General features: G+C 64.7%; 25 protein-coding genes. 13 read left to right on the top strand and 12 right to left on the bottom strand.

Features of this window, described 5'->3' with window-relative positions; genetic code table 11:
• Window positions 1–13: 13 nt before the first annotated feature.
• Entirely contained in the window at window positions 14–259 is a 246-nt protein-coding gene (locus tag ACOEQ1_RS10475) for a hypothetical protein (RefSeq protein ID WP_419759192.1), read from the bottom strand.
• 195 nt (window positions 260–454) lie between these two features.
• Here ACOEQ1_RS10475 and dnaE point away from each other — a divergent pair, with 195 nt between their 5' ends.
• The 3 genes from dnaE to ACOEQ1_RS10460 all read left to right on the top strand — a co-directional run bounded on the left by dnaE (window position 455) and on the right by ACOEQ1_RS10460 (window position 5321).
• On the top strand, window positions 455–3880 hold the full coding sequence (gene dnaE / locus ACOEQ1_RS10470) for a DNA polymerase III subunit alpha (RefSeq protein WP_419759191.1): 3426 nt from the start codon (window positions 455–457) through the stop codon (window positions 3878–3880).
• A 239-nt stretch (window positions 3881–4119) separates the two neighbouring features.
• Window positions 4120–4605, top strand: a complete 486-nt coding sequence (locus ACOEQ1_RS10465) for a hypothetical protein (protein WP_419759190.1) — start codon at window positions 4120–4122, stop codon at window positions 4603–4605.
• A 74-nt stretch (window positions 4606–4679) separates the two neighbouring features.
• Window positions 4680–5321 (top strand): hypothetical protein, encoded by a 642-nt coding sequence (locus ACOEQ1_RS10460; RefSeq protein ID WP_419759189.1) that lies wholly within the window; start codon window positions 4680–4682, stop codon window positions 5319–5321.
• 246 nt (window positions 5322–5567) lie between these two features.
• Here the strand turns inward: ACOEQ1_RS10460 and ACOEQ1_RS10455 are convergent, their stop codons facing one another.
• From ACOEQ1_RS10455 to ACOEQ1_RS10445, 3 genes are all read right to left on the bottom strand, one after another.
• On the bottom strand, window positions 5568–5873 hold the full coding sequence (locus tag ACOEQ1_RS10455) for a type II toxin-antitoxin system RelE/ParE family toxin (RefSeq protein WP_419759188.1): 306 nt from the start codon (window positions 5871–5873) through the stop codon (window positions 5568–5570).
• Entirely contained in the window at window positions 5870–6136 is a 267-nt protein-coding gene (locus ACOEQ1_RS10450) for a ribbon-helix-helix domain-containing protein (RefSeq protein WP_419759187.1), read from the bottom strand. The genes ACOEQ1_RS10455 and ACOEQ1_RS10450 overlap by 4 nt, the downstream gene beginning before the upstream one ends.
• A gap of 180 nt (window positions 6137–6316) precedes the next feature.
• Window positions 6317–7207: a LysR family transcriptional regulator gene (locus ACOEQ1_RS10445; RefSeq protein ID WP_419759186.1), complete on the bottom strand. Its 891-nt coding sequence runs from the start codon at window positions 7205–7207 to the stop codon at window positions 6317–6319.
• A 95-nt stretch (window positions 7208–7302) separates the two neighbouring features.
• On the opposite strand from ACOEQ1_RS10445, the gene ACOEQ1_RS10440 reads away from it, so the two are divergent.
• The gene (locus ACOEQ1_RS10440) at window positions 7303–8097 is read left to right on the top strand and encodes an SDR family NAD(P)-dependent oxidoreductase (protein WP_419759185.1); all 795 of its coding nucleotides are present in this window, start codon (window positions 7303–7305) and stop codon (window positions 8095–8097) included.
• Window positions 8098–8329: 232 nt separating this feature from the next.
• On the opposite strand, the gene ACOEQ1_RS10435 is transcribed toward ACOEQ1_RS10440, so the two are convergent.
• From ACOEQ1_RS10435 to ACOEQ1_RS10405, 7 genes are all read right to left on the bottom strand, one after another.
• Entirely contained in the window at window positions 8330–8566 is a 237-nt protein-coding gene (locus ACOEQ1_RS10435) for a CsbD family protein (protein WP_419759184.1), read from the bottom strand.
• Between the two features lie 69 nt (window positions 8567–8635).
• Entirely contained in the window at window positions 8636–10069 is a 1434-nt protein-coding gene (locus tag ACOEQ1_RS10430; RefSeq protein ID WP_419759183.1) for a cryptochrome/photolyase family protein, read from the bottom strand.
• Between the two features lie 264 nt (window positions 10070–10333).
• Window positions 10334–10522 carry a hypothetical protein gene (locus tag ACOEQ1_RS10425; RefSeq protein ID WP_419759182.1) on the bottom strand — a complete coding sequence of 63 codons (189 nt, stop codon included), beginning with the start codon at window positions 10520–10522 and terminating at the stop codon, window positions 10334–10336.
• 115 nt (window positions 10523–10637) lie between these two features.
• On the bottom strand, window positions 10638–11396 hold the full coding sequence (locus ACOEQ1_RS10420; protein ID WP_419759181.1) for an SDR family oxidoreductase: 759 nt from the start codon (window positions 11394–11396) through the stop codon (window positions 10638–10640).
• A 24-nt stretch (window positions 11397–11420) separates the two neighbouring features.
• On the bottom strand, window positions 11421–12407 hold the full coding sequence (locus ACOEQ1_RS10415) for an aldo/keto reductase (protein WP_419759180.1): 987 nt from the start codon (window positions 12405–12407) through the stop codon (window positions 11421–11423).
• Window positions 12408–12500: 93 nt separating this feature from the next.
• Window positions 12501–13427: a LysR family transcriptional regulator gene (locus ACOEQ1_RS10410; protein WP_419759179.1), complete on the bottom strand. Its 927-nt coding sequence runs from the start codon at window positions 13425–13427 to the stop codon at window positions 12501–12503.
• A 127-nt stretch (window positions 13428–13554) separates the two neighbouring features.
• Window positions 13555–14811, bottom strand: coding sequence for a PA0069 family radical SAM protein (locus ACOEQ1_RS10405; RefSeq protein WP_419759178.1), 1257 nt, complete (start codon window positions 14809–14811; stop codon window positions 13555–13557).
• Window positions 14812–15127: 316 nt separating this feature from the next.
• Between ACOEQ1_RS10405 and ACOEQ1_RS10400 the strand changes: the two genes are divergently transcribed.
• Genes ACOEQ1_RS10400 through ACOEQ1_RS10385 form a run of 4 tightly spaced genes read left to right on the top strand, consistent with a single transcriptional unit; the run spans window position 15128 to window position 19222 of the window.
• Window positions 15128–16267 (top strand): ABC transporter substrate-binding protein, encoded by a 1140-nt coding sequence (locus tag ACOEQ1_RS10400; protein ID WP_419759177.1) that lies wholly within the window; start codon window positions 15128–15130, stop codon window positions 16265–16267.
• Window positions 16268–16306: 39 nt separating this feature from the next.
• Window positions 16307–17263 (top strand): ABC transporter permease, encoded by a 957-nt coding sequence (locus ACOEQ1_RS10395; protein WP_419759176.1) that lies wholly within the window; start codon window positions 16307–16309, stop codon window positions 17261–17263.
• Window positions 17264–17279: 16 nt separating this feature from the next.
• Window positions 17280–18134, top strand: a complete 855-nt coding sequence (locus ACOEQ1_RS10390) for an ABC transporter permease (protein ID WP_419759175.1) — start codon at window positions 17280–17282, stop codon at window positions 18132–18134.
• The gene (locus ACOEQ1_RS10385) at window positions 18134–19222 is read left to right on the top strand and encodes an ABC transporter ATP-binding protein (protein WP_419759174.1); all 1089 of its coding nucleotides are present in this window, start codon (window positions 18134–18136) and stop codon (window positions 19220–19222) included. Before ACOEQ1_RS10390 ends, ACOEQ1_RS10385 begins: the two co-directional genes overlap by 1 nt.
• Before the next feature lie 15 nt (window positions 19223–19237).
• Here ACOEQ1_RS10385 and ACOEQ1_RS10380 read toward each other — a convergent pair whose 3' ends face one another.
• Window positions 19238–19888: an endonuclease/exonuclease/phosphatase family protein gene (locus tag ACOEQ1_RS10380; protein WP_419759173.1), complete on the bottom strand. Its 651-nt coding sequence runs from the start codon at window positions 19886–19888 to the stop codon at window positions 19238–19240.
• A 158-nt stretch (window positions 19889–20046) separates the two neighbouring features.
• On the opposite strand from ACOEQ1_RS10380, the gene cysE reads away from it, so the two are divergent.
• The 5 genes from cysE to ACOEQ1_RS10355 all read left to right on the top strand — a co-directional run bounded on the left by cysE (window position 20047) and on the right by ACOEQ1_RS10355 (window position 25683).
• Window positions 20047–20910: a serine O-acetyltransferase gene (cysE, locus tag ACOEQ1_RS10375; protein ID WP_419759172.1), complete on the top strand. Its 864-nt coding sequence runs from the start codon at window positions 20047–20049 to the stop codon at window positions 20908–20910.
• 1 nt (window position 20911) lies between these two features.
• Complete coding sequence (cysK, locus tag ACOEQ1_RS10370; protein WP_419759171.1) at window positions 20912–21844, top strand: cysteine synthase A; 933 nt, start codon at window positions 20912–20914, stop codon at window positions 21842–21844.
• 15 nt (window positions 21845–21859) lie between these two features.
• A complete protein-coding gene (locus tag ACOEQ1_RS10365) occupies window positions 21860–23029 on the top strand; it encodes an iron-containing alcohol dehydrogenase (protein WP_419759170.1) in 1170 nt (389 codons plus the stop codon).
• Window positions 23030–23160: 131 nt separating this feature from the next.
• Window positions 23161–24177 (top strand): sugar ABC transporter substrate-binding protein, encoded by a 1017-nt coding sequence (locus ACOEQ1_RS10360; protein ID WP_419759169.1) that lies wholly within the window; start codon window positions 23161–23163, stop codon window positions 24175–24177.
• Window positions 24178–24195: 18 nt separating this feature from the next.
• Window positions 24196–25683, top strand: a complete 1488-nt coding sequence (locus ACOEQ1_RS10355) for a sugar ABC transporter ATP-binding protein (protein WP_419759168.1) — start codon at window positions 24196–24198, stop codon at window positions 25681–25683.
• The last annotated feature ends 3 nt before the right edge of the window (window positions 25684–25686 follow it).

Genomic DNA, 25686 nt, shown 5'->3' with positions numbered 1-25686 from the left:
GTTCTTAAGCTGGTCAGGCCCAGAGACTGATCTCCGAACCCGATGCCTCTATCGTCGACGTTCCGTAGATCGTGTCGAGTGTGCCGCCGGTCGCGTTCGTGATGACCGTGGTTTCGACACCATCGGCCGTGGTCGTTCGCGTCTCTGTATTGCCCGGCGGCAAGACAGCCGTCACATTTTTGCTGATGACGGCGTAAGGCGGTGTCGCTGCGGGGCTGACAGGCCCGGCCACGACGGAGGCGATTGGGTCAAGGCTCACGCGAGTACTCCCTGTTGGAGGCACGGATGAGGCGGTTGAAACAGAGGCGTCGGCGCGGCGCTCCTCAATGAGGGCCACCACCTATTCGTAAATCGGCTCCGGAGTTTTCCAGGACAAGCGCACGGCCTCGCGCCTGCCTCCACGAAAGGCCACGGCGGATTTCTCGACTCGGCTGCTTCGCCTATAGTCTCCTTCATGCAAGCTGAAGTTTTCGTTCACCTCCACGCTCACTCCGCTTATTCTTTGAGTGAGGGTGCCATCAAGGCCGACAAGCTTGCGGCCCTCGCGGCGGCGGACGGGATGCCCGCGGTGGCGCTCACCGACACCAGCAACCTCTTCGGTGCGCTGGAGTTCAGCCAGGCCGCCATCGCAAAGGGCGTGCAGCCGATCCTCGGCTGCCAGATCGCCATCGGGCGGCGCGATCAGCCCCGGCTGGCCCCCGAACCCGTCGTCCTCCTCGCCCAGACGGAGGTCGGCTACGCCAATCTCCAACGGCTCTCCTCGATCACCTACCTCGAGACCGACCCCGGATTGCGCCCGCAGATCGCCCTCGACCGTCTCGGTCAGCACGCCGAGGGGCTGTTCCTGCTGACGGGCGGAACGCTCGGCCCCATCAACCGCCTGCTCGCCGAGGGCCAGCGTGTGGAGGCCGCCCAACTGCTGGCCCGCTTCGCCGAGATGTTCCCCGACCGGCTGGCGGTCGAACTGCATCGCCACGGCCTCGCGATCGAGCAGGCGATCGAACCCGGCCTGGTGGCGCTGGCCGATGAGATCGGACTGCCGCTGGTCGCCGCCAATGACTGCTACTTCGCCACCGCCGGCATGCATGAGGCCCATGACGCGCTGCTCTGCATCGCCGAAGGCCGCGTGCTCTCCGAGGCGGATCGCCGCCGGGTGACGCCGGAACACTGGTTCAAGCCCGCCGCCGCCATGCGCGCGCTTTTCGCCGACATGCCCGAGGCCTGCGACAACACGCTCGCCATCGCCCGCCGTTGTGCGGTCATGGCGGAAACGCGCAAGCCGCTGCTGCCCGTCTGCCCCAAGGTCCGCGAGGGCGCCTCCGAGGAGGAGACCGTGTGCCAGATGGCGGCCGAAGGGCTCGACCGGCACCTTGCCCTCATGCAGGCCGATGCCGAGACGGCGCGCGTCTACCGCGACCGGCTCGACTACGAACTCGGCGTCATCGCGCGCATGGGCTTCGCCGGCTACTTCATGATCGTCGCCGACTTCATCCAGTGGGCGAAGGCGCGCGATATTCCTGTCGGTCCGGGCCGCGGTTCGGGCGCGGGCTCGGTCGTCGCGTGGTCGCTCAGCATCACCGCCCTCGACCCCCTGCGGTTCGGATTGCTGTTCGAGCGCTTTCTCAACCCAGAACGCGTGTCGATGCCCGACTTCGACATCGACTTCTGCCAGGACCGCCGCGACGAGGTCATCGCCTATGTGCGCGGCGAATACGGCGCCGACCGCGTGGCGCAGATCATCACCTTCGGAAAGCTGCAGGCCCGCGCGGCGGTGCGCGATGTCGGCCGTGTGCTTGGGCTGCCGTTCGGGCAGGTCAACCGCGTCGCCGAACTCATCCCCAACAATCCGGCGAAACCGGTGACGCTGGCCGAGGCCATCGCCGGCGAGCCGCGCCTGCAGCAGATGCGCGAGGATGACGAGGCGGTGCGCCGGCTGATGGAGATCGCGCTGCAGCTGGAGGGCCTTTACCGCCACGCCAGCACCCATGCGGCGGGCGTCGTCATCGGTGACCGGCCTCTGCACGAGCTTGTGCCGCTCTACAAGGATCCGCGCTCGGACTTTCTCGTGACGCAGTATTCGATGAAATACGTCGAGCAGGCGGGTCTGGTGAAGTTCGACTTCCTTGGCCTCACAACGCTGACGATCCTGCGCCGGGCGACGACGTTCCTGACCAAGCTCGGGATCACCGTCGATATCGACCGGCTGCCGCTGGATGACGGGCCAACCTACGAGATGCTGCAGCGAGGCGATGCGGGCGGGGTGTTCCAGTTCGAAAGCCAGGGCATGCGGGACGTGCTGCGCCAGATGCGCCCCGATCGCTTCGAAGATCTGATTGCCGGCGTGGCGCTGTACCGGCCGGGACCGATGGCGAACATCCCGGCCTATTGCCAGCGCAAGCATGGCGAAAAATGGGAAGCGCCGCACCCGGATATCGAGGACATCCTCGGCGAGACCTACGGCATCATGGTCTATCAGGAACAGGTGATGCAGATCGCCCAGCGCCTGGGCGGCTACAGCCTCGGCGCCGCCGATCTTCTGCGCCGCGCCATGGGGAAGAAGATCCGCTCGGAGATGGAGGCGCAACGGAAGATCTTCACCGACGGCGCCGTGGCGCAGGGCATCGACGCCGCCAAGGCCGGCGACATCTTCGACCTGATGGCGAAATTCGCTGATTATGGCTTCAACAAATCGCACGCGGCGGCTTACGCGCTGGTCGCCTATCAGACGGCGTGGATGAAGGCCAACCATCCGGTGCCCTTTATCGCCGCCTGCATGAGCCTCGCCATCAGCAATACCGACAAGCTCGCGGCCTTCCGGCAGGAGGCGAACCGCATGGGCATCGCCGTGCTGCCGCCCGACATCAACCGCTCGGCCGCCGACTTCACCGTCGAGCGCCAGCCCGATGGCAGCCTCGCCATCCGCTACGCGCTCGCTGCGGTCAAGCGCGTCGGGCAGGCGGCGATGGAGGCGGTGGCGGACGCGCGGGGCGACCGGCATTTCGCCGATCTTGCCGATTTCGCCGAGCGCATCGACCCGAAGCTGCTCAACAAGATGCAGCTGGAGAACCTCATCAAGGCCGGAGCCTTCGACGAGCTCGATGCGAACCGCGCGCGGCTGTTCACGGGTTGCGAGATGCTGCTCAAGCGCGCGCAGGCGACGGCGGAGGATCGCGGCAGCGGCCAGATCGGGCTGTTCGGCGGGCTTGGGGCGAAGCCTGAGCCGCTGCGCCTCCCTGAGATGATGGACTGGCCGATGCTGGACCGGCTGGGCTTTGAGGCGGAGGCGATCGGCTTCCACCTCACCAGCCATCCGCTCGACAGTTTCGGCTCGACCTTGAAGCGCCTCGGCGTGATGTCGAGCACGCGGCTGGAGGCGGCGGCGTCCAACGGGACGGGGCGGGTGAAGGTGGCGGGCATCATGATCGGGAGCCCGAAGATCCGCCCGACGCGCACCGGCGGGCGCATGGCGTGGATCCGGCTCTCGGACAGCGGCGGCAGTTTCGAGGTCACCTTGTTCAGCGAGGTGCTCGCGCGTTCCGGTGAGTTGCTGCGGGAGGGCACGGCTTTGCTGGTGACGGTCGATCTGCGGCTGGAGGGTGACGCGCTGCGTATCACGGCGCAGGATGTGGCGCCATTGGACAAGGCGGCGGCGGGGGCCGGTGTTGGGTTGCGCGTCTGGCTGACCGAGACGGCGGCGGTGGCTCACATCCGGATGTTGCTGACGCAAGAGGGGCAGGGGCGGGGCGAGGTCATTCTGTGTCCGAGGTTGGACGCGCATCGCGAGGCGGAGATCAAGCTGCCGGGCCGCTTCAACGTGTCGCCGAAGCTGGCGGCGGCGTTGAAGGTGATGCCGGGGATTTCGAGCGTCGAGGAGATCTAGGGGGTGTTTTTGAGCTAACTCAAGGTCCTATCTGTTCAATGGCAGCGAGCCGGCGGCCAGGAGGTCTCTAGGGGAGCAACCAGCTTAGGCAACTCTGCTTCTTAGAGCGTCCAACGCTTGCACCAGCGACGCGTGATCGTAATCACAAGCCTCGGGAGTTGTTTAGACTAGACGAGGAAATTTCTCTGCGCCTAATCACGGTCGGCATTAGAAATATGCTGTCAGGGGAACATTCGAGTGTGATGCTGCGGCCTGGACGCGTCAAAAAGAAATTTGTCCAGCAGCTTGAGCTGGATTTTCCAGTTGAGGCAGCTGATGTTTCGACGATCATTTTTGGAATGTTCGGGATCTCCATCCTTGTTGTGACTTACGCGGCAATCGCTCTCTTAGGCGGAATTACGGTTTACGAAGCTTCGAGCAAGCTAGCTCACTCAGGGCTAAGGCCGGCAGTGCAGATGCTCTTAGTTGGGTCTGTTATGACTGGGGTTCCAGGTTGGCTAGGGATATGGTTGGCCAACGGGGTGATGCTGCAGAAAAAATTGCCGACTGCTACAGTTGTGCTAGTCGGAGCCTTTATTGCCTATCCACACTCCCCTCATCTGACTGAAAGCCACTCGCCGCACACTGCATCGGCATCAGTTGTCCTATCAATAGTGATTTGCACCTTCTTGGTCGCTTTAATAACTGCATTTTATATGTCGCGCGGGAAGCGCCGTAAACTATGACATTAACTGCCTGGTGTAACTTAATCCTTAAAGCCGTGACTGTATGGTTCGATTGCCTGATGCACCCGGTTCAGATGCTGAACGATGTCAATCACTCCGGTGGAAAAAGCAAGCTGTCTCAAAAGGCCTTAAAGGTGTGGCTTTTTTCCACGCTAGTCGGGACCATCGTGGCGTGGCCAGTTCGGAGGCTCTATGGCATTAACTGGGATGACGTTGGCTACTACGTCCCAGATCTGCTAATTAATGACCTCTCGGTTCTGAGCGGGGCGGCGACGCTGCATCTGTTCTTGAAATTGCACAAGCAACAAAGCGACTTTTGGGGGACCGCATCTACTTATATGGTCGCAGCAGCAGCTTACACGCCGCTAGTCAATTTGATGAATCTCCCGAATTTCCTCAGAAGACTAGAGTTTGAAAAACTTCAGCTAGATGAACATGTATCGGGAATAACGGCTGTCCAAAATATCTTCACACCAAATCTAGCGCACGCCACTAATTGGACTGGACCAGTTGCCGACGCGACAAACAACATTTCACTAGCTATTAGCACTTTTTACGTAGTGGTTTTCGCAGAATTCCTCTTCATGAAGGATGGGAGGACCAGATTGGGAGTGTATTCTGCTCTGGCGTGCTCGGTCATATCATCACTTGTCATATGGACTCTCCTGCTATCTCCTCTCCAATATATCAACGAATATTCCTCGATCCATCCATAGAAGATTGTGCAGTCACAGGGGCGTGCTCTTCAACTACCTAGTTGCCGGTAGCCATCGAAGTATCAGCTTGAGTGCATCCCACCGTTACCGCTTCAATGGTGCCAGGCTGCGCTGGTGTAGAAGAACCGTCCAAGCCTGGCCGTGACGATGATACAACCATGTAAGCTGTGCTCGCTGCATCTCACCCGCCGCGACCGGAGCCGCGCGTAGCCCCGGTTCAACACGGGAAGCTCCCACGGGCCTGCGCTATAAAAGCGCGTTCGTGTCCTGTTTTCCATGAAGGACCCGCACCACGACGAGCAGATCCGGTTGCAGCAGGTAGTGAATTCGGGAAGCCTCGAAACGCTTCTCCGACCAGGAGCGCAGACCGACCAGCTGCGGATCGGACGTGTGTCGTGGCGATCCAATATCCGGGTTTTCGATGAGAAAGGTCAGGCTCACCACGACGCTGGCGCTGAACCGGTGCGCGATCTCGGATAGTCCCTGCTCGGCGTAGTACTCGATCTGATGCAGAATGTCGTGCTCGGCGGCTTCCTGGACGAATAGTCTCACGAACGCTTGCGGTCTTTGTATTTGTCCACGAGCTCTGCCGTCTTCGCTTCGATCCCTTTCAGGAATTTGGCATCGAGAGGCAGGCGCTTCGAAGCCAATCCTTCCACCAACAAAGCCTCCAGGCGGGCCTCCTCTTCCCTAGCCTGGGCTTCGCGGAGCAAGCTCCGAAAGTATTCGCTGACGTTGCCATAGCCCTTGGTCGCGAGCTGAGCGTCGATGAACGCTTTTAGCGAGTCCGGCAGGGAGATAGTCAAAGTGGTCATCGTGGCCTCCGTCCAATCCGCCCATAATAGCAGTGATAAGAACAATTGTTAATGGATAAGAGATCGAGCCGCCAAAACGGATGGCTGGCGACTGGTCGGATACGAACCGGAAGCAGCGTTTGCGTCTTTGCCGCCAGCCGTGAAACATCAGGCTGAACCGCCGGGTCGTTTCAACATGTCTCAAACGCATTCCGGGATGGCCTTCGCGAAGAACTCGGTCACGCGCTGCACACGGGCCGGGACGAATCTGCGTCTCGGCCAGACAAGGCTGATGTCTCTCACGCCTCTTACAAAATCATCGAGCACCGTCATGACATCGCCCTGTGAGAGCTCACCGGCCAGCGAGACCTTGGTGAAAAAGCCGATGCCGAGGCCAGCCAGCACGCCTGCGCGGATCGTCTCCACGCTGTTGGACGACAGCGTTCCGCGAACGGCCACGCTCATCGCACCCTGCGGCCCGACAAAGGGCCAGTTCGTCGAATCCTCAAGCCCGCCATAAATCATGCAGTTATGATGGACGAGGTCAGCCGGGGTTTGCGGGATGCCGTGCTCATCGAAGTAGCGGCGAGCCCCCACGCACACCAGCGGTGTGGACGCCACGCGTTTCGCGACGGCGTCAGGTTCGTGGACAGAACCTAACCGGATCGCGAGATCGATCCTGTCCTCCACCATGTCTCGCACGAAGTCCGAAAGAACGAGATCGACCTCGAGCCCGGGATACTGTGACAACAGCCGAGGGATCAGCGGCAGGATATGCAGGCGCCCGAAGGTCGCTGGCACGCTGATCCGGACAAGACCTGACACGCTCAACGCGCTGTTCGTCAGTTCGTTGTCGGCGTAGGCCAGCTCCTCGACGAGCGGTTTTGTGCGATCAAGGTATCGCTGCCCCTGATCCGTCAACGTCACGCTGCGTGTGCTGCGGTGGAACAGTGCCACGCCGAGGCGCTTCTCGAGGCTCGCGATGGCCTTGCTGATCGCGGGTTGGGGTTCGCCGCTTCGCCGGGACGCCGCCGAGAACCCTCCGGCTTCGGCGACGGCGATGAAGGCGTTCAGTTCCTGAAGCCGGTCCACACTATTCTCCGTTGGCATTAATCCTATGGAACTCTGGCCCATTATCCCACGCAGTAGAATGCGTATTATTCCAGCCACCGAACAGGAGCCACACCATGAACATCGATCTCAAGGGCCACAGGGCCATCGTCACAGGGTCTACCGCCGGCATCGGCCGTGCGATCGCGGAGGGGCTTGCGCGAGCCGGCGCCGCTGTCGTCATCAATGGCCGTGGGGAGGCGCGGGTCTCTGCCGCATTGGCGGAGATGCGCGAGCTTTTCCCGGAGGCCGACATCACCGGCTTCGCCGCGGATCTGGCGACCGAAGCGGGCTCCAAGGCATTCACGGACAAGGCCGGCGATGCCGATATTCTTGTCAATAACGTCGGGACCGGCGCCTTCAGATCGTTTCTAGACGTGACGGACGACGAGTGGCGGAGTTTGTTCGAACTCAACGTGATGACCGGCGTCAGAATGACACGGCATTACCTACCGGCGATGACGAAGCGTGGCTGGGGCCGCGTCGTGTTCATCAGCAGCGAGGCGGCGCTCGCGATCCCGAAGGACATGGTCGATTATGCCATGACGAAGACCGCGCAACTCGCGATTGCCAGGGGCGTTGCGGAGTCTGTCGCGGGAACCGGGGTGACGGTTAATTCGGTCTTGCCAGGACCGACACGTTCGGAGATCCTGTCCAACTGGATGAAGTCGCAAGCGGAGGCCGAAGGCATCACTCAGGAGCAGGCGGAGCAGAATTTCCTGAAGACCGCGCGGCCAACCTCGCTTCTGCAACGCTTCACGACCACCGATGAGGTCGCAAACATGGTCGTCTATGTCTGCTCCGAGCAGGCATCCGGCACCACCGGCGCGGCGCTGCGCGTGGATGGCGGCGTCCTGCGGCAAATCGTGTAGCGCCACTGTCGGCATCTCGCGCGGCTGAGGGTTCGGGTGCCGTTCCGGCCGATTGCCGCGCCGAGCCAAAGCACGACGAACAGATGCCGGCGTGACGTGTGGCCAGAATAACCGAAGGCCCTCCGCCATAGATCGCCGTGAACTCCACGGCGAGCCATAACCGGAGGGCCCACTAGCGGCAGGCTCGGTTCACGCGCTCACGCTCATCGGCGGCGCGTCAAACCTTCAGGCGTTAGAGGATGCGGAGGCGTCCGATGATGTAGCCGATCGCGAGGATCGCGAGGCCCGCCATCAGCGGCTGCTCGCGGATGAGTTCGGCGGCGTCACCCATGGCGCCCTCGGCCTGGCCGCGGGCCTGGTTGTACTTGCCTTTCGCCTGCGTCTGCGCGTCGCCTACGAAGTCGCCGACCGTGTCCTGAATGCGGCCGGCAGCCTCACGGGCGGCCCCTGTGAACTGGTTCTGGCTCATTGTCTGGCTCCTGTTGTGAACGTCACTCTCAGGTGGGGTCGGCGCCTCCGACGACAAGACAAGCCTCCTTCAGGCGGCGGCGCGGCCGGTGGCCTTGCGCAGGACCGCGAGCGCCCGTGCCCGGCCCTCATCCAGGTCGATCAGCGGCGCCGGATACGTCTGGCCGATGGTGATGCCGGCGCTCTCCAAAGCGGAGCGCGGAGCCGCCCAGGGATCATGGATGTAGCGGGTGTCGAGAGACGCCAGTTCCGGCACCCAGCGGCGAACGTAGTCGCCGGCCGGGTCAAACTTCTTGCCCTGCAGCACGGGGTTGAAGATCCGGAAGAACGGGGAAGGGTCGGCGCCGCATCCTGCCACCCACTGCCAGTTCACGCTGTTGTTTGCCAGGTCGCCGTCGACCAGCGTGTCCCAGAACCAGGCCTCGCCCTCGGCCCAGGACACCAGCAGATGCTTGATCAGGAACGAGGCGGTGATCATCCGCACGCGGTTGTGCATCCAGCCGATGGACCATAGCTGCCGCATCCCGGCATCGACGATCGGCACGCCGGTCATGCCCTTCTGCCAGGCCCGCAGCCCCGCGGCATCCTGACGCCACGGGAAGCTCTGGAACTCCGGGCGAAGGGGCTCATCGGGCAAGGTCGGGTGATGCCACAGAACGTGGCTGGTAAATTCCCGCCAGATAAGTTCGCGGCGGAAGGCGGTCACGCCGGCGCCGGGCTTTGCCTTCTCCAGAGCCGCCCAAACCTGCCAGGGCGAGACCTCTCCCCAGTGCAGGTGTGGCGAGAGCGAGGAACTGCCCTCCTTCGCCACCTCATTGCGTCCGATGTCGTAGTGCTCGGCGGCCTCGGCCACGAAACGGGCGAGCACATCGGCGGCGCCCGCCTCGCCGGGGTTCCAACGGCCAGAGAACTCGCTGTCCCAGCCGATGGTCGGCAGCAGCTTCCAATCGGCGAGCGCGTCGGACTTCGGCAGAGACGCCTTTGGCAGGTGCTTCGGTGCAGGCGCAGGCGGCGAGGGATGAACGGCGCGCCCGAATGCGTTGGCAAACGGCGTGAAGACGCTGAACGGCTTGCCAGCCTGCGTTGTGATGGCATCGGGGTCGTGCATCAGCGCGGTCGGGTGCCGGTGGAAGGTGCAGGTGCCATCCTTCAGGGCCGTGGCTACGGCGTCGTCGGCTGTCTTCTCCCAAGGCTCAGGCATGATGCCGGTGTGGATGGCGGATGCGCCGACCTCCCGCGCCAGAGCGAGGACGGTGGCCGCGCTGTTGCCTCGGCGGAGCACGAGGCCGCTGCCGGCGCGTCGCAAGCCGGAGGCCAAGCTTCCAAGGCTATGATGTAGCCACCAGCGGTGGGCGCCCCCGGCTTTCCAGGCGCCTGCCTCGTCATCGTCCAGGACGAAGACCGGGATGACGGGGCTTGTGCTTTCAACCGCGGCTGCGAGAGCCGCCTGGTCGGCAATGCGGAGATCGCGGCGGAACCATACGATGACGGGAACGTTGCTCATGAAGTTTGTGGTGCTTCTGCAAAGGAAGAAACATGGTTGAAGCTTCCTTCTGAAAAAGGAGCAAAGGGACAGTGAGGTGTTAGGTCTCTTTGTCCTGCCCATCTTCGTGATGCATCGACCCGCAGGACCGGCCGTTTCCGTGGCGGATCACGCTTCGATCACAAAAGTTTCACAAGGCGGCATCTTGGAGGCGTCAGAAGCGTACGGGCAACTTTGGCGAAAGGACGATCGCGCCCTCGATGAGCGCGACCGACCGGTAGCTTCTTACGGCGCGCCGGCGCCGCCGCTGGGGCCGTTCTGGTCACCAGCGCCAGCGGCGCCCGGCTCCTGCGCGCCAGAACCACCGCTGACCTTGTGCGCCGACGCGAAGTGCGGAGGCTTGTTCTGCGCGCAACCCGCCACTGTCAGCGACAATGCAATCAAGCCGAAACGAAACAGGTTCGGGACACTCATAGCAAGCTCCATTTGTGAGGTTGAACGCGTTATTGCAGCGGTTAATGGACCTGTCCACTAGGCGGCCGGACGCGTCAGGAGCCGAGAAAAGCCGTCTTGAAATGCCATTCTGCGGTCAGTGTGCGGTGAACCCGCCATCGACCGGCAGTGCCACGCCCAGCACGAGGCTCGCGCCGGGGCTGCAGAGCCACAACACGCAAGCCGCAACTTCCTCAGAGCGGCCCATCCGTCCGATGGGCTGGTCTTCCAAGAACCGCTGCATCGCCTCGGGGTCGATGCCGGCCCCCATGGGCGTGTCGATGCAACCCGGGCAGACGGCGTTGATCCTTATCCCCTGCGCCGCGTACTCCATGGCCGCGCTTTTGGTGAGGCCGATCACGCCATGCTTGCTGGCATGGTAGGCGGCGCGGCCCGCAAGACCGACCAAGCCGCCCAGCGACGAGCAGTTGACGATCGCGCCGCTGCGCTGTTTCCGCATCTGCAGCAGTTCGTGCTTCATGCAGGCCCAGACGCCACGCAGGTTAACGGCGTTGACCTGGTCGAACGCCGCGGCCGTTTCATCCGTGACATCGCCCATCGGGCCGAGGATGCCGGCGTTGTTGTAGGCCATGTCGAGCCGTCCGAACGCGGCGACGGCGCGTGCGACCATGTTGGCAGCCCGCGCCTCGTCGGAAACATCGGTGGCAATGGCGATCGTGCTGTGCCCCTCCGACTGCAGCTTCTCGGCCGCTGCATCCAATGCGGCGCCCGGCAGATCGGCCAGCGCCACCGAAGCACCCGCCTCGGCAAAGGCTCGGGCAGTGGAAAAGCCCATACCGGAGGCCGCGCCGGTGACAAGTGCCACCTGGCCTTGGAAGTCATAGGTCGGGTTCATGTCTTGCCTCTCATATCTGTGGTGTTACAGGCCGGTCATCGCCTCGACCTCGTGCGGGTAGCGGTCGCCCTGGATCGCGATGCGGGCCGCGGAAGCCTCGATGTCCCGCACCTCGGCGGTGGTGAGTTCCAGGCTTGCCGCGCCGATATTCTCGTCGAGCCGGCCGGGCTTGGTGGTGCCCGGGATGGGGACGATCCACGGGCGCTGGGCGAGCAGCCAGGCCAGGGCAACCTGCGCCGGCGTAGCGCGCTTTGCGCTCCCGATGTCCCGCAGCAGGTCGACGAGCGGCTGGTTCGCGCGGCGCGCCTCCACGGTGAAGCGGGGCAAAGTGCTACGGTTGTCGTTGCTGTCGAAGGTCGTGGCGGGGTCGATGCTCCCGGTGAGGAACCCCCGCCCGAGCGGGCTGTACGGCACGAAGCCGATGCCGAGTTCCTCACAGACCGTCAGCACCTCCGCTTCCGGGCGCCGCCACCATAGCGAATACTCGCTCTGGACGGCCGTGACGGGCTGAACCGCATGGGCGCGTCGCAGCGTCGGCGCTCCCGGTTCCGACAGGCCGAAATGCCGGACCTTCCCGGCGACGACGAGATCGCGCACCGCGCCCGCCACCTCCTCGATCGGCACGGCCGGATCGACCCTGTGCTGGTAGAGCAGGTCGATCGTCTCGACGCGGAGCCGCCGCAGCTGGTCCTCGGCGACCTGCCGGATGCGGTCGGGACGGCTGTCGACGCCACCTTGGCCGCCAAGGCCGAGGTCGAAGCCGAACTTCGTGGCAATGACTACCTGCCCGCGGAACGGCTCCAGTGCCTCGCCGACGAGGCTCTCGTTGGTGAACGGGCCATAGACCTCCGCCGTGTCGAAGAACGTGACGCCGCGCTCGACCGCCGATTGGATCAGCGCGATCATCTCGCGCCTGTCGGGGACGACGCCGCGGTGATGGTTCATGCCCATGCACCCGAGGCCAATGGCCGAGACGGTGGGCCCTCTGCTTCCAAGCTTGCGCTGTTGCATGATGTCGCTCCAGAGATTTCTGAGCGACATCTAGGCGGGTCGATTAGGCGCGATTAGTGCGGCAAACCCGCATGAACCTAGAAGGCTTGCTTATCACTGTCCTGGACCGGCGTGACGGGCCGTCAGCGGTGGCCTGTAGTGCAGTGCCTCGACCAGCAGGGCGAAGGCGGGCGTCGGTTGGCGCCGGCTCGGGTAATAGAGGTGATAGCCCGGATAGGGTGGGCACCAGTCGGCGAGCACGCGGATGAGCCGCCCATCCGCGAGATGATCCTGCACCGTCTGCTCGGGCAGGTACGCCAGCCCCAGGCCGGACAGTGCCGCATCCAGCATCATGGCGCTGCCGTTGGAGACGAGCTGCCCCTCGACCCTCACCCGCAACTCGCGCGTGCCCTTCGCGAACTCCCAGGCATAGAGGCCGCCATGGGTCGGCAGCCGCAGGTTGATGCAGTTATGGGCGGTCAGATCAGGGGGCGCCTTCGGTTTCGGCCGGCTGGCGAAATACGATTGCGAACCAACGACCGCCGAGCGCAGGTCCGGGCCGATGCGGACGGCGACCATGTCTTTCGCCACCATCTCGCCGGTTCGTATGCCGGCGTCGAAACGTTCGGCCACGAGGTCTGTCAGCCCATAGTCGATGACGATCTCGACGTTGATGTCGGGATATTGCGGAAGCAGCGTCTCGAGCGCCGGCAGTAGTGCGGAACGTGCTGCGTGATCGTGAGCGGTGATCCGTATCGTGCCGGATGGCTTTTCACGAAGCGCGCTCAGTGCGGCCAGCTCCGCCTCGATCTCTTCGATCCGCTGTGCAACCCCCTGCAGCAGGCGCTCGCCGGCTTCGGTGGCAGAGACGCTGCGTGTCGTCCGTGTCAGCAGGCGAAGCCCGAGCCGGCCTTCGAGGCCACGAACCGTCTGGCTCAGCGCGGATTGGGACACTCCGAGGCGGGCTGCGGCCCGAGTGAAGCTGCGCGCCCGGGCGACGGCGATGAAGGCAGCGATGTCATCGAGGGTCGCGCGGGGCATTGAGAAGATCAGCTTCTAGGTTCCTGCCGAGCCTAGCGGCTAATCGCACATCGCTGCAGGGTCTAAATCATGCCGCAGCCTCTGCCAGCGGCAGGTCCCCTTTTCGTCCTGCGGGCCTACCCGCCCGCTAGAACAGAGACATCTGCGCTTCGGCCATCGCAGCCGGAGCGCTCGGCACGAGGAACTGCGTCACGTCCATCTCGGTATGGCGCGTGTTCAATCCCAGTTGACGCGCCGCCCGCTCGAAACGCTGCGACAGCAGATCAGCGTAAGGGCCGGTGCCGACGAAGCGCTGCCCGAACGTCGCATCGTTGAGCGCCCCTCCGCGCATCTGCCGGATCAGGCTCAGGACGTGGTTGGCCCGCTGCGGCATGTGTTCGCGGAGCCAGGCTTCGAACATCTCGCGCAATTCCAGCGGCAGGCGCAGCAGCACATAGCCGGCACGCTCCGCGCCGGCTTCCGCGGCAGCCTTGAGGATCGCCTCCAGCTCGGCGTCGTTGAGGCCCGGGATCATCGGGGCGGCCAACACGCCCACGGCCACTCCCGCCGCCTGCAGCGCGGAAACCGCCCGCAGCCGCAGAGCCGGCGCCGAGGCCCGCGGCTCCATCACCCGCGCAAGCGCCGGATCGAGCGTCGTCACCGACAGATACACGTGGAGGAGCCTGAGCTTCGCAAGCTCTCCCAGGATGTCGAGGTCGCGCACGATGCTCGCAGACTTGGTCACGATGCTCACCGGGTGGCGGAAGCGCAGCAGCACCTCGAGCACTTGCCGTGTAAGCTTGAGCCGTCGCTCCACCGGCTGGTAGGGGTCGGTGTTGGAGCCCAGCGTGATCGGCTTGGGCTTGTAGGACGGCCGCCGCAACTCACGCTCCAGCAGGCTCGCGACCTCCGGTTTGAACAACAGCTTCGTCTCAAAATCGAGGCCTGGGGAGTAGCCGAGGTAGGCGTGCGTCGGCCGGGCGAAGCAATAGACGCAGCCGTGCTCGCATCCCCTATATGGGTTGATCGACCGGTCGAAACCCACATCCGGGCTCGTGTTGCGCGCGATCGCGGTCCGGCTGTGATCGCGGATGAGCACCGTCTCCAGCGGAGGCAGCGACGCGAAGCCGTCCTCGAGCGAGCCCCAGCCGTCATCGCACGGCACTGTCGCCTGCGTCTCGAACCGGACCGACGGGTTGGTCGTCGCTCCGCGACCCGTACGGGCCAGAGAAGGCGTCGGATCAGCGCCCTCCTCGACCGCGTTGCGCTCGATCGTGTCGCCCTCCGCGATGTCCGCGGCAGCAGGACGGGGAGCGCGCGCGGACGGCTTGACGCTGGCGATCCGCACCTGACGGAACACCATGCGCGGCTTCGCGGGCACAGATGCGGCTTCGATCGGCTTCATGGCGATCTCCTTCGATCGCGAGACCATCGCAACATGAGCCTTCAACGTCAAGAACAAACCAAGAACACAAGCGGGCCGCTGCAATTATTACTCAGCGTGTCGGCTGCAGGCGGCGGAGGTGGCGGGGCTGTTCAATCACCCTCAGGGGTGATTTAAGCTCGACTAACGAACCTGTGATCGAAGCATGAAGTGTCACACAAGTGACGTTGTTCGGTCTTCGATCCGGCTGTATCGCCCAAATCGTCGGGCAGTTCCGCCTTGATCCTGCCCTCGCCCGCATGGCCTCTTTCACGATCTCGTATCAGGAGCATCCTCGATGCCGTCTCATATCCCTCTTCTCGGTCGCCGCGACTATGCGAAGCTTGGGGCGAAGCTCGGTCTGGGCGCCGTCGCCGGTGCGGCTCTGGCCTCCGTCCCCGGCATCCGTCCGGCCCGCGCCGCGGATGACATGGATGCGCTCGTCGCCGCCGCCAAGAAGGAAGGCAAGCTCAACGTCATCACCCTGCCGCGGGACTGGGCCAATTACGGCGCCATCATGGACGGCTTCACCGCGAAGTACGGCATCACCATCGACGACGCGAACCCCGACGGCTCCTCGGCCGACGAACTCCAGGCCGTCAAGAGCCTGAAAGGTCAGGATCGCGCGCCCGACGCGCTCGACATCGGGCCGTCCTTCGCCTCAATCGGCGTCAAGAGGCACCTCTTCACGCCGTACAAGGTCGCCACCTGGGACACGATCCCGGACGGCATGAAAGACGCCGACGGCCTCTGGGTCGCCGACTATTTCGGCATCGTCTCCATTGCCACCAACACCAACGTCGTGAAGAACGCGCCCACGACCTGGGCCGATCTGAAGAAGCCCGAGTACAAGGGCATGATCGCGCTGAACGGCAGCCCGCTCGGCGCCGGCGCCGCCTTCGCCGCGGTGTTCGCGGCCTCCCTCGGCAACGGCGGTTCCTATGACGATATCGCGCCGGGCGTCGCCTACTTCGGCGAGCTCGCAAAGATCGGCAACCTCAGCCCCGCCGCGGCCACCGGTCCGGCGCTGCTCGTCAGCGGCCAGGCGCCGATCGTCATCAACTGGGACTACCTGACGCTCGGCTACCGCGACATGGCCGTCGGCAAGGCGAACATCAGCGTCGTCGTGCCCGAGGGTTCGACGCCGTACGGCAGCTTCTACTGCCAGGCAATCCCGGCCGATGCCGCCCATCCGAACGCCGCCAAGCTGTGGCAGGAATGGCTGTATTCGGATGAGGGCCAGCTGCTCTACCTCGCCGGCTACGCCCATCCGGCGCGCTACGCCGACCTCGCCAAGCGGAACCTGATCCCGGCCAGCCTCTCGGCCAAGCTGCCGCCCGCCGGCCCCTACGCCGACGTGAAGTTCGCCACCCAGGCCCAGGTCGCCAAGGCCCAGAAGACCCTCGCCGAGCTGTGGCCCCGGATGGTGAAGATCTGACCACAGGCGTCCGCCAACTTTAACTGATTGAGGTTCCCCGTGAGCCAGTCTGGCGAGACCGTCAAACCTCAACCAGACGTAACAGCGAGACCGAGCGGGGGGCCGAGCGTCCCCCGAGCCGTCGCTTCCGCCGGTAGCGGCGGTGTCAGCGCTCTCGTCGGGCGCACGATCCCCTGGCTCTTCGTCGGCCTGTTTCTGCTTTTCGTGCTCGCCTTCCTGATCGCGCCGACGGTCGTGCTCGTCGTGCAGACCTTCATCGGCGACAACGGCTTCACCCTGTCCTACCTGGCAGGTCTCTGGGACTATCAGTATCGCATCGCCTTCGAGAACTCGATCATCCTCGGCGTCGCCTCGGCGTTCGTGGGCCTCGTCGGCGGCACGTTCCTTGCCTACTCAACCTTGCAGCCCGGCGCGCCGCCGATCCTGCGGTCGATCGTGACCAGCTTCTCCGCGGTGGCGACGAACTTCGCGGGCGTCCCGCTGGCCTTCGCCTTCATCAGCACCCTAGGCAGCCTCGGGTTGGTGACGCTCGGGCTGAAGCACATCGGCATCAACATCTATGCGATGGGCTTCTCGCTCTATTCCTTGACCGGTCTTACCGTCACCTTCGCCTATTTCCAGATCCCGCTGATGCTCATCATCATCACGCCGGCCATCGAGGGGTTGCGTGCGCAATGGCGCGAGGCATCCGATGGATTGGGCGCCACCAGCTTCCAGTATTGGCGGTTGATCGGGCTACCGATCTTGTTCCCGTCGCTCCTCGGCGGCTTCCTGCTGCTGTTCGGCAGCGCCTTCTCGGCTTTCGCGACGCCCTACGCGCTGACGGACGGCAACATCGCGCTTGTCACCATCGACATCAGCAACGTGCTCTCGGGCAACGTCATGTCCGACCCGCAGGTGGGTGCGGCGCTCTCGACCGGCATGATTCTCGTGATGGCCGTCGTCCTGATCATCTACAGTCTCACCGCGCGCTATGCCGCGCGGTGGCGGCGCTAAAGGCGGGAGCAAAATCATGAGCGCCGTTGTCACCGCCGAATCCCAGGCCGTCAAAGAGGCCGTCCAGGCGCCGCGTCCTCGCAAGCCGTACGGCGCGCGGACGAGGCTCAGCCTCTTCAACTGGATCATTCTCAGCCTCGGCGGCATTTTCTTTTTCGTGCCGCTGATCGTCACGGCGCTGTTCAGCCTCTGGCAGGGCGGCAACAGCTATGGCTTCTCCGCCTACAGCGCGATGCTTCATACGGCCGGTTTCTGGAACAGCCTGTTCCTGTCGTTGCGTTTGGCGGTCGAGACGATCCTGCTCAGCTTCATCCTGATGGTGCCGGCGATGATCTTCGTGCACCTCAAGGCGCCGAAACTGAAGCCGCTGTTCGAGTTCATCTCGAACCTGCCCTTCGTCATTCCGGCCATCGCGCTGATCGACGGCCTGACGACGCTCTACACAGGGCCGACCTGGTTGATCAGCACGCCGAACTACCTCGTCATTCCGTATTTCTTCCTGGCGCTGCCCTACGCCTACCGGTCGCTCGACGTTGGCCTCTCCACGCTCGATGTGCGCACGCTGACGGAAGCCTGCCAGTCGCTCGGCGCCGGATGGGGACAGATCATTTTCATGGTGCTGCTGCCCAATCTGAGGACGGCGCTCGTCGGCGCCATCCTGCTCATCCTCACGACTGTGATCGGCGAGTTCACCTTCGCGAGCGTGCTGCTCTTCCACACCTTTGCCGTGTTCATCAACGACACCGGGCAGAATGCGGTCACCGAGGCGTCGGCGCTCACGATCTTCGCCTTTCTGCTGGTATGGCTCTTCATGCTTGGCGTCATCTTAACCGGCCGCAAAAGCGCGGCCACCGTCGGAGGGGCGCATTGATGGACAGCACCGCGCACATCGCGATGTCGGGGGTCACGCTCTCCGGCATCCGCAAGACCTATGGTGTCCGCACCGTGCTCCAGCAGATCAACATGGAACTGGCGCAGGGCGAGTTGCTTTGTCTCCTTGGCCCCTCGGGCTGCGGCAAGACGACGCTGTTGCGCATCCTCGCGGGATTCGAGGTGCCGGATAGCGGGCAGGTTCTGCTCAACGGCCAGGATGTGACGCATCTGCCGCCGAACAAGCGCCGCATGGGCATGGTATTCCAGGCCTACAGCCTGTTCCCCAACATGACGGCGCTGCAGAACGTCCGCTTCGGGCCTCGTGTCCGCGGTCTTGGCGATGCCAAGGCCCAGGCGGTGGAGGCGGAGCGGCTGCTCGCGATGGTCGGGCTCGCCGCGCATGTGAACAAGTTCCCGCATCAGATGTCGGGCGGCCAGCAGCAACGCGTGGCGCTGGCGCGTGCCCTCGCGGTCAAGCCGGACATCCTGTTGCTCGACGAGCCGCTGTCGGCGCTCGACGCCAAGGTGCGCACGCAGTTGCGCTCCGAGATCAGGCGTATTCAGCAGGAGACCGGCATCACCACGGTCTTCGTGACGCATGACCAGGAGGAGGCGCTGTCGATCTCCGACCGCGTCGCGGTGATGAGCGAGGGCCATGTTCTGCAGATGGCGCCGCCGCACGAGATCTACGGTGCGCCGGCGGATGGCTTCGTCGCCCGCTTCATCGGAGCCGGCGGCGTGCTGGCGGGGCAGGCCGACGCGCAAGGCATCCGCATGGGGAACATCTTTCTGCCCGCGCATGCCGCAGCTCGTTTTGCTGCGGGCACGGAGGTCGATCTGTTCCTCCGGCCCGAACATGTCACGCTGACGGGCGCTGATATGGCGGCACCGGCGGGCGCGGTTTCGGCCGTGGTGCAGGAGATGACGTTCTTCGGATCGCTGACGCGGATCAAGCTCGGCCTGTCTCAGGCGCTCACCGGCGAGATCTGGGCGGATGTTCAGAGCGAGGCCGCCGGCCGGTTCACGATCGGCATGCCCGTCTGGGCGTCGTGGAGCCCAGAGTCGCCACGAATACTGGCGCGATAGCGACAGTTCCGCCGCTCACCTGAAAAGCGGCCGGCGCATAAGCGGGCGTCTGATGGGATGGCCGGCGCCTTCGCCGGGCGCGGCAAGTTCGACCATGATGGGGCGATGGTCCGAGGTTCCGCGGTCCAGCACATCGGCCTTCAGGCAGACGAGGCCGCGGATGAGGCAGCGGTCCAGCCGCAACGGCACGAGGTCGCTCATCCGGTGGGTGGCGTGGCGCGGCCCGACATCCCGAAACCCCGGCACCAATGGCGGCCCGACGAGATTGTAGTCGCCGAGCACTGCGGCGTGCAGCGGCAGGTGGCCGACGACGCTCCGCAACTGCCGGCGATTGAGCAGCTGGCCTTGCGAGAGATGGACGTTGGCCGCGCTGAACGGGCCGAAATCGACGATCTGGCAGATGCGATGGACGACGGCACCCGACGGCAGCGGGAAGATGCCGGGCGGCTTCGCCGTCGGCTGCCGGGTCCAAACCGCGAGGCCGTGGCGTCGGCCGGGCAGGGGCGTCTGAGAATAGAAGCCGCCGGCCAGCCGCGGCAGTGCGTCGAACGCGGTTGTCACCTCCTGCATGAGGAGTGCATCCGGGTGGTGCTGCTCGATCAGCCGGGCCACGTCGGCCAGGGCGGCACCGTCGCGGTGAAGCAGGTTCCAGCTGATAATCTTCATCCGGCGAGAATAACCGCCTATGCTGAGAGGTCTATGCCTTGGTCCGGGCCTTCGCGCTCATTGCCTGCTGATTTGGCGGCAGCCCGCGAACCTGCTTAGATACCATGCGACGATGCGTCCGGTTCCGGAGATGACGCCAGCCGTCGCGGGAGGCCGCCTTGATCCGCTCGACCCATAACTATCTCGCCGTCGTGCCGCGCGCGGAGACGGACGAGCTCGACGACCCCATCTGGCAGCGGCTCCGCCGCGAGGCCGAGGAGGCCTACGATAAGGCGCCGGCGCTCGCCACGCTCTTCTTCGACAGCATCATAAATCAGCCCTCGTTCGAGGCTGCCGTCTGCCACCGGGTATCCTCGCGGCTGAAGAACGATGTCGTCGCCCTGCCGCTGATCGTGCAGGCCTTCCACCGCGCGCTTTCCTCCGACCCCGCGATCGGCTGTGCATTCAAGGCCGACCTCGCCGCCGTGCAGGAGAGGGACCCAGCCTGCGACCGCTTCATCGAGCCCTTCCTCTACTTCAAGGGTTTTCACGCCATCCAGTCGCAGCGCGTCACCCACTGGCTGTGGAACAATGGCGAGCGCGACTTCGCACTCTATCTGCAGAGCCGCGCATCGGAGGTGTTCCAGACCGATATCCATCCGGCGGCGCGCTTCGGTCAGGGCATTTTCCTCGACCACGCCACCGGGCTTGTCGTGGGCGAGACCGCGGTCGTCGAGGACGACGTTTCGCTGCTCCAGGACGTGACGCTTGGGGGCACCGGCAAGGAGGCTGGGGACCGGCACCCGAAGGTCCGCCGCGGCGTGATGATCGGCGCGGGCGCCAAGGTTCTCGGCAATATCGAGATTGGCGAGAACGCGCGGATCGCGGCCGGCTCGGTGGTGCTGCGTTCGGTCCCGGCCAACGGTCTCGTTGCCGGCGTTCCGGCCAAGCTCGTGCGGATCGCGTCTCCCGGCGCGCCGGCGCGCGGAATGGAGGAGGTGCTGGCGAGCCTCGCGTACGATGCTTTCGACTGGACGATCTGACATGAGAATCGCACCGGACATCACGACCCTCGTCGGCAATACGCCGCTGGTTTCCATCCGCACTCTGGCGCCGGATGCGCCGGGCCGGATCGTCGCCAAGCTGGAGTATTTCAACCCTGGCCACAGCGTGAAGGACCGGATCGGCGTCGCCATGATCGACGCCGCCGAGAAGGCGGGGCTCGTCGGGCCAGAGTCCATCATCGTCGAGCCGACGAGCGGCAATACCGGCATCGCCCTCGCCATGGTCTGCGCCGCGCGGGGCTATCGCTGCATCCTGACGATGCCCGAGACGATGAGCCGCGAGCGCCGCATCCTCCTGCGCGCTTACGGGGCGGAGCTGGTGCTCACGCCGGGGCCGGAAGGCATGGGCGGCGCCATTGCGCGGGCCGAGCAGATCGCGTCGACAGGTCCGCACTACTTCATGCCGCAGCAGTTCAAGAACCCGGCAAACCCTGAAATCCACCGCACCACCACCGCCGAGGAAATCTGGCGCGACACCGACGGCGCGGTTGACTATCTGGTGGCCGGCATCGGCACCGGAGGCACCATTACCGGCGTCAGCGAGGTGCTGAGGGATCGCAAGCCGTCCTTCAGGGCGATCGCCGTGGAGCCGGATGCTTCCCCAATCCTCTCGGGCGGCAAAAAGGGGCCGCATCCCCTGCAGGGCATCGGCGCCGGTTTCGTGCCGGATGTGCTCGACACGGGGGTTTATGACGAGGTGGTGCGCGTCACCAACCAGGATGCGTTCGACATCGCGCGGCGGGTTGCGAGGCAGGAGGGCCTGCTGGTGGGCATCTCCTCCGGCGCGGCGCTATGGGCGGCGGTTCAGATCGCGAACAGGCCCGAGAGTGCCGGCAAGCTCATCGTGACCATCATCCCCTCCTACGGCGAGCGCTATCTCAGTACGCCCCTCTACGCCGACCTCATCGACTGACCGGCGATCCGCCGGATGTCCAAGGCGCTCGGCGCTTTCGAGTTTAGAACCGTTCCGGCCATAGCGGTCGAATGGTCGGGCGCCCAGCGCCTGGGCGATATTCTGGCACCGCGCTTCCCGGCCCGCCGGGCGTTCCTGGTGACGGATGCGGGCGTGCGGCGCGCCGGCCTGCTCGATGCCGTGCTAGCAAGTCTCGCCGCGCACGGTTTCAGCGTGACGATCTTCGACGGTGTCGTCGCCGATCCGCCGGAGGCCGTGCTTCATTGCGGCGTCGCGGAGGCTCGCGCGGCAACGACCGACATCGTCATCGGCCTCGGCGGCGGCTCGTCGCTCGATGTCGCCAAGCTCTGCGCCGTCCTCATCGGCTCGGAGCAGCCGCTCGCGGAGATGTACGGCATCGGCTGCGTCGAGGGCAGCCGTCTGCCGCTGGTGCTCATTCCAACGACTGCCGGCACCGGGTCCGAGGTGACGAACATCGCCATCATCACGACCGGCCAGACCACCAAGATGGGGGTCGTCTCGCCCCAGCTCTACGCCGACTTCGCGCTCCTGGACGCGGAGCTCACCGTTGGTTTGCCGGCCACCCACACGGCGGCCACCGGCATCGATGCGATGGTCCATGCGATCGAAGCCTACACGAGCAAGCTCAGGAAGAACCCAATCTCGGATGCTTTGGCGCGAGAGGCTTTGCGCCTGCTGGGCGGCAACCTCATCACTGCCTGCCGGGATGGTGCGAACCGGCCAGCGCGGGAGGCGATGCTGCTCGGTGCGGCGCTCGCCGGCCAGGCTTTCGCCAACGCGCCGGTGGCGGCCGTTCATGCCTTGGCCTATCCGCTCGGCGGCCACTACCACGTGCCGCACGGGCTTTCGAACGCGCTCATGCTAGGCCCCGTGCTGCGCTTCAACATGGGCGTGGCCGCGCCGCTTTACGCCGAACTCGCCGATGTCCTCGTCGGGCCGACGCCAGACCGGGAGGTGTCCGCCCGGTCACAGGATTTCGTGGCCGAGATGGAGCGCCTCATGACTGAAAGCGGCGCTCCGCGCAGGCTGCGGGATGTCGGCGTGACCGACAACTCCCTCGCCTTGCTCGCCGGCGACGCCATGAAGCAGTCACGGCTGCTGGTGAACAACCCAGTGGAGGTGACGGAGGCCGATGCGCTCGCCCTCTATCGTGAGGCATACTGAACCCACTCGCGTTCATGATGATAACGCAACTTAGAGCCGCCGCGGGCCGGGCTGCCTTGACGGTTTCGGGAGGCCCCCACTAGTCTCCGTGCCGGCTCAATAAAAGCAATCTCAGGGAGCGAAAAGCCACCATGTCCGCATTCCGGAAACACCTCGCGGCCACGCTGTCCGCCGCATGTCTGGCGCTGACGCCGCTCCTCGCCCATGCCGCCGACTACACCGTCGGGTTGAGTGTCGCGACCCTCGCCAATCCATTCTTCCAGGGCATGACGAGAGGCGTAAAAGACGGCATCGCTCAATATCCCGACCTGCGCCTCATCAATACCAGCGCGAACGGGGACGCCAACACGCAGACCAACCAGGTCACGGACCTCATCAACCAGCACGTCGCGGCCCTGATCCTCAACCCGATCAACGCGGATGCGATCGTGCCGATCGTCAAGGAAGCCAACAAGAAGGGCATTCCGGTCTTCACGCTGGATCGCGGCGCCGCCTGCGGGTCCTGCCAGGTCAACTTCCTTGAGACCAACAACGTGCAGCTCGGGAAGGAAGGCGCGGATTTCATCGCGGGTCAGCTCAAGCAGCGCTACGGCACCATCAAGGGCAATGTCGTCGACCTCGAAGGGCTGCTCGGCACCACCGCCGGCGATGAACGCGAGCAAGGCTTCTCGACGGAGTTCGCGGCTCTGCAGAAGGACAATCCGGGACTGAAACTGATCGCGCGTCAGGCGGCGGATTTCGATGCCGACAAAGGCTTCAACATCACGACGCAGCTGCTCGCAGCCGATAGCCAGATCGACGCGATCTTCAACGGCAACGACGACAATGCCGTCGGCGCCATCCGCGCCATCCGGCAGGCCGATCGCTTCTACCCCATCGGCAACCCCAAGCACATCATCATCATCGGCATCGACGGCACCGAGCAGGGCCTCAGCGCCATCCGCAAGGGTCAGATGGATGCCACGCTCTCACAGAACCCGCTGACGATGGCAAAGCAATCCGTCGCCTATGTCGAGGACTATCTGCACGGTGAGAAGTCGAAGATCCCCGCCCATCAATACTGGCCGCATATGCTGCTGACGAAGGCGAACATCGATAGCCCCGCGGCCAAGGCCTACGGCCTCTGGGGCGATGAGGTGAGCCAGTGAGATCAGGCATCTAGCGCGATGGCGCGTCTGCTGGAGATGCAAGGCATCTCCAAGCACTTTCCCGGTGTCAAGGCACTTTCCGATGTCAGCATCTTCCTTGATCGCGGGGAGGTGCTCGGCATTGTCGGCGAAAACGGCGCCGGCAAGTCGACGCTGATGAAGATCGTCGCGGGCGTCTACACGCCGGATGCCGGCGAACTTCGTCTCGGTGGCGATGCCTTCACGCCCCGTCAGCCGCGTGACAGCCTCGATGCCGGCATCATCGTCATCCATCAGGAACTCAGCCTCGTGCCCGATCGCTCGGTGGCCGAGAACATCTTCCTCGGCCATCTTCCGCATGACTGGCTGGGCGGCGTGCGGCGCAAGGCGCTCAACCGTCGCGCGAAGGAGCTTCTCGCCCGCGTCGGCCTCGACATCTCGCCGCAGACGCGGGTCCGCAATCTTGGCATTGCCCAGCAGCAATTGGTCGAAATCGCGCGGGCGCTGTCGCGGGAGGCGCGCGTCATCGTCATGGACGAGCCGACCGCGACGCTCACCACATCCGAACAGCAGATTTTGTTCGCGACCATCCGCGCCTTACGGGCTGCGGATGTGGGGCTGGTCTTCATAAGCCATCATCTCGAAGAGGTTTTCGAGATTTGCGATCGCGTCGTGGTCTTGCGGGACGGCGCGGCCGTCGACATGCGCCCGACCAGCGAGTGGACCGAGGCGTCGCTGATCCAGGCGATGGTCAACCGGCCGATCGACGCCCTGTTTCCAGCACGCCATGCGACGGTCGGCGACGTGCTGCTGGAGGTCGAGGGCCTGTCCTCGCCTGGCCGGTTCGAGGAGGTGTCGTTCCAGCTAAGCGCCGGCGAGGTTCTCGGCATTGGCGGCCTCATCGGCGCTGGCCGGACGGAGGTGTTGAAGGCGATCTACGGCGCCTTGCCCATCAGCCGCGGCCGTATTCGCGTGCAGTCCCGCGAGGTCACCCTCCGCTCGCCGCGAGATGCGATCGCTGCGGGCGTCGCCCTCGTGCCGGAGGACCGCAAGGGCGAGGGGCTGGTGATGGCCTTCCCGGTCCGCTCCAACATCGCCATGTCGACGCTGACACGGGTGTCCTGGCTCCGCACCATCCTCGCGCAGGGCCGCATCGACCGTCTGGCGGACGAGGCTGTCCGCGAGCTTCGCATCCGCACGCCGAGCATCCGCCAGCGCGTGCAGTTACTGTCGGGCGGCAACCAGCAGAAGGTGGTTCTGGGCCGGGCGCTGACGACCAAGCCGCGCGTGTTCCTGCTCGACGAGCCGACGCGGGGGATCGACGTGGGCGCCAAGGTCGAGGTCTATCGTCTCATCAATGCGCTCGCCGAACAGGGCGCGGCGATCCTCGTCGTCTCGTCGGACATGATCGAGTTGCTCGGCCTGTGCGACCGCATTCTCGTCATGCGCACGGGACGTATCGCAGGGGCCGTGCCCCGCCACGAGTTCAGCCAGGAGCGCGTCATGCATTTCGCGGCTCTGGGCTAGCCC

This window comes from Acidisoma sp., assembly GCF_965199065.1.
Lineage (GTDB): Bacteria > Pseudomonadota > Alphaproteobacteria > Acetobacterales > Acetobacteraceae > Acidisoma.
This window is presented reverse-complemented; position numbering and strand designations above follow the sequence as displayed.

What these genes read in the sequence shown, in the direction of transcription:
- dnaE (WP_419759191.1), top strand. Translation starts at nt 455, where the DNA reads ATGCAAGCTGAAGTTTTCGTTCACCTCCACGCTCACTCCGCTTATTCT.
- ACOEQ1_RS10460 (WP_419759189.1), top strand. Translation starts at nt 4,680, where the DNA reads ATGCTGAACGATGTCAATCACTCCGGTGGAAAAAGCAAGCTGTCTCAA.
- ACOEQ1_RS10450 (WP_419759187.1), bottom strand. Translation starts at nt 6,136, where the DNA reads ATGACCACTTTGACTATCTCCCTGCCGGACTCGCTAAAAGCGTTCATC.
- ACOEQ1_RS10440 (WP_419759185.1), top strand. Translation starts at nt 7,303, where the DNA reads ATGAACATCGATCTCAAGGGCCACAGGGCCATCGTCACAGGGTCTACC.
- ACOEQ1_RS10435 (WP_419759184.1), bottom strand. Translation starts at nt 8,566, where the DNA reads ATGAGCCAGAACCAGTTCACAGGGGCCGCCCGTGAGGCTGCCGGCCGC.
- ACOEQ1_RS10430 (WP_419759183.1), bottom strand. Translation starts at nt 10,069, where the DNA reads ATGAGCAACGTTCCCGTCATCGTATGGTTCCGCCGCGATCTCCGCATT.
- ACOEQ1_RS10425 (WP_419759182.1), bottom strand. Translation starts at nt 10,522, where the DNA reads ATGAGTGTCCCGAACCTGTTTCGTTTCGGCTTGATTGCATTGTCGCTG.
- ACOEQ1_RS10420 (WP_419759181.1), bottom strand. Translation starts at nt 11,396, where the DNA reads ATGAACCCGACCTATGACTTCCAAGGCCAGGTGGCACTTGTCACCGGC.
- ACOEQ1_RS10415 (WP_419759180.1), bottom strand. Translation starts at nt 12,407, where the DNA reads ATGCAACAGCGCAAGCTTGGAAGCAGAGGGCCCACCGTCTCGGCCATT.
- ACOEQ1_RS10410 (WP_419759179.1), bottom strand. Translation starts at nt 13,427, where the DNA reads ATGCCCCGCGCGACCCTCGATGACATCGCTGCCTTCATCGCCGTCGCC.
- ACOEQ1_RS10405 (WP_419759178.1), bottom strand. Translation starts at nt 14,811, where the DNA reads ATGAAGCCGATCGAAGCCGCATCTGTGCCCGCGAAGCCGCGCATGGTG.
- ACOEQ1_RS10400 (WP_419759177.1), top strand. Translation starts at nt 15,128, where the DNA reads ATGCCGTCTCATATCCCTCTTCTCGGTCGCCGCGACTATGCGAAGCTT.
- ACOEQ1_RS10390 (WP_419759175.1), top strand. Translation starts at nt 17,280, where the DNA reads ATGAGCGCCGTTGTCACCGCCGAATCCCAGGCCGTCAAAGAGGCCGTC.
- ACOEQ1_RS10385 (WP_419759174.1), top strand. Translation starts at nt 18,134, where the DNA reads ATGGACAGCACCGCGCACATCGCGATGTCGGGGGTCACGCTCTCCGGC.
- ACOEQ1_RS10380 (WP_419759173.1), bottom strand. Translation starts at nt 19,888, where the DNA reads ATGAAGATTATCAGCTGGAACCTGCTTCACCGCGACGGTGCCGCCCTG.
- cysK (WP_419759171.1), top strand. Translation starts at nt 20,912, where the DNA reads ATGAGAATCGCACCGGACATCACGACCCTCGTCGGCAATACGCCGCTG.
- ACOEQ1_RS10365 (WP_419759170.1), top strand. Translation starts at nt 21,860, where the DNA reads ATGTCCAAGGCGCTCGGCGCTTTCGAGTTTAGAACCGTTCCGGCCATA.
- ACOEQ1_RS10360 (WP_419759169.1), top strand. Translation starts at nt 23,161, where the DNA reads ATGTCCGCATTCCGGAAACACCTCGCGGCCACGCTGTCCGCCGCATGT.
- ACOEQ1_RS10355 (WP_419759168.1), top strand. Translation starts at nt 24,196, where the DNA reads ATGGCGCGTCTGCTGGAGATGCAAGGCATCTCCAAGCACTTTCCCGGT.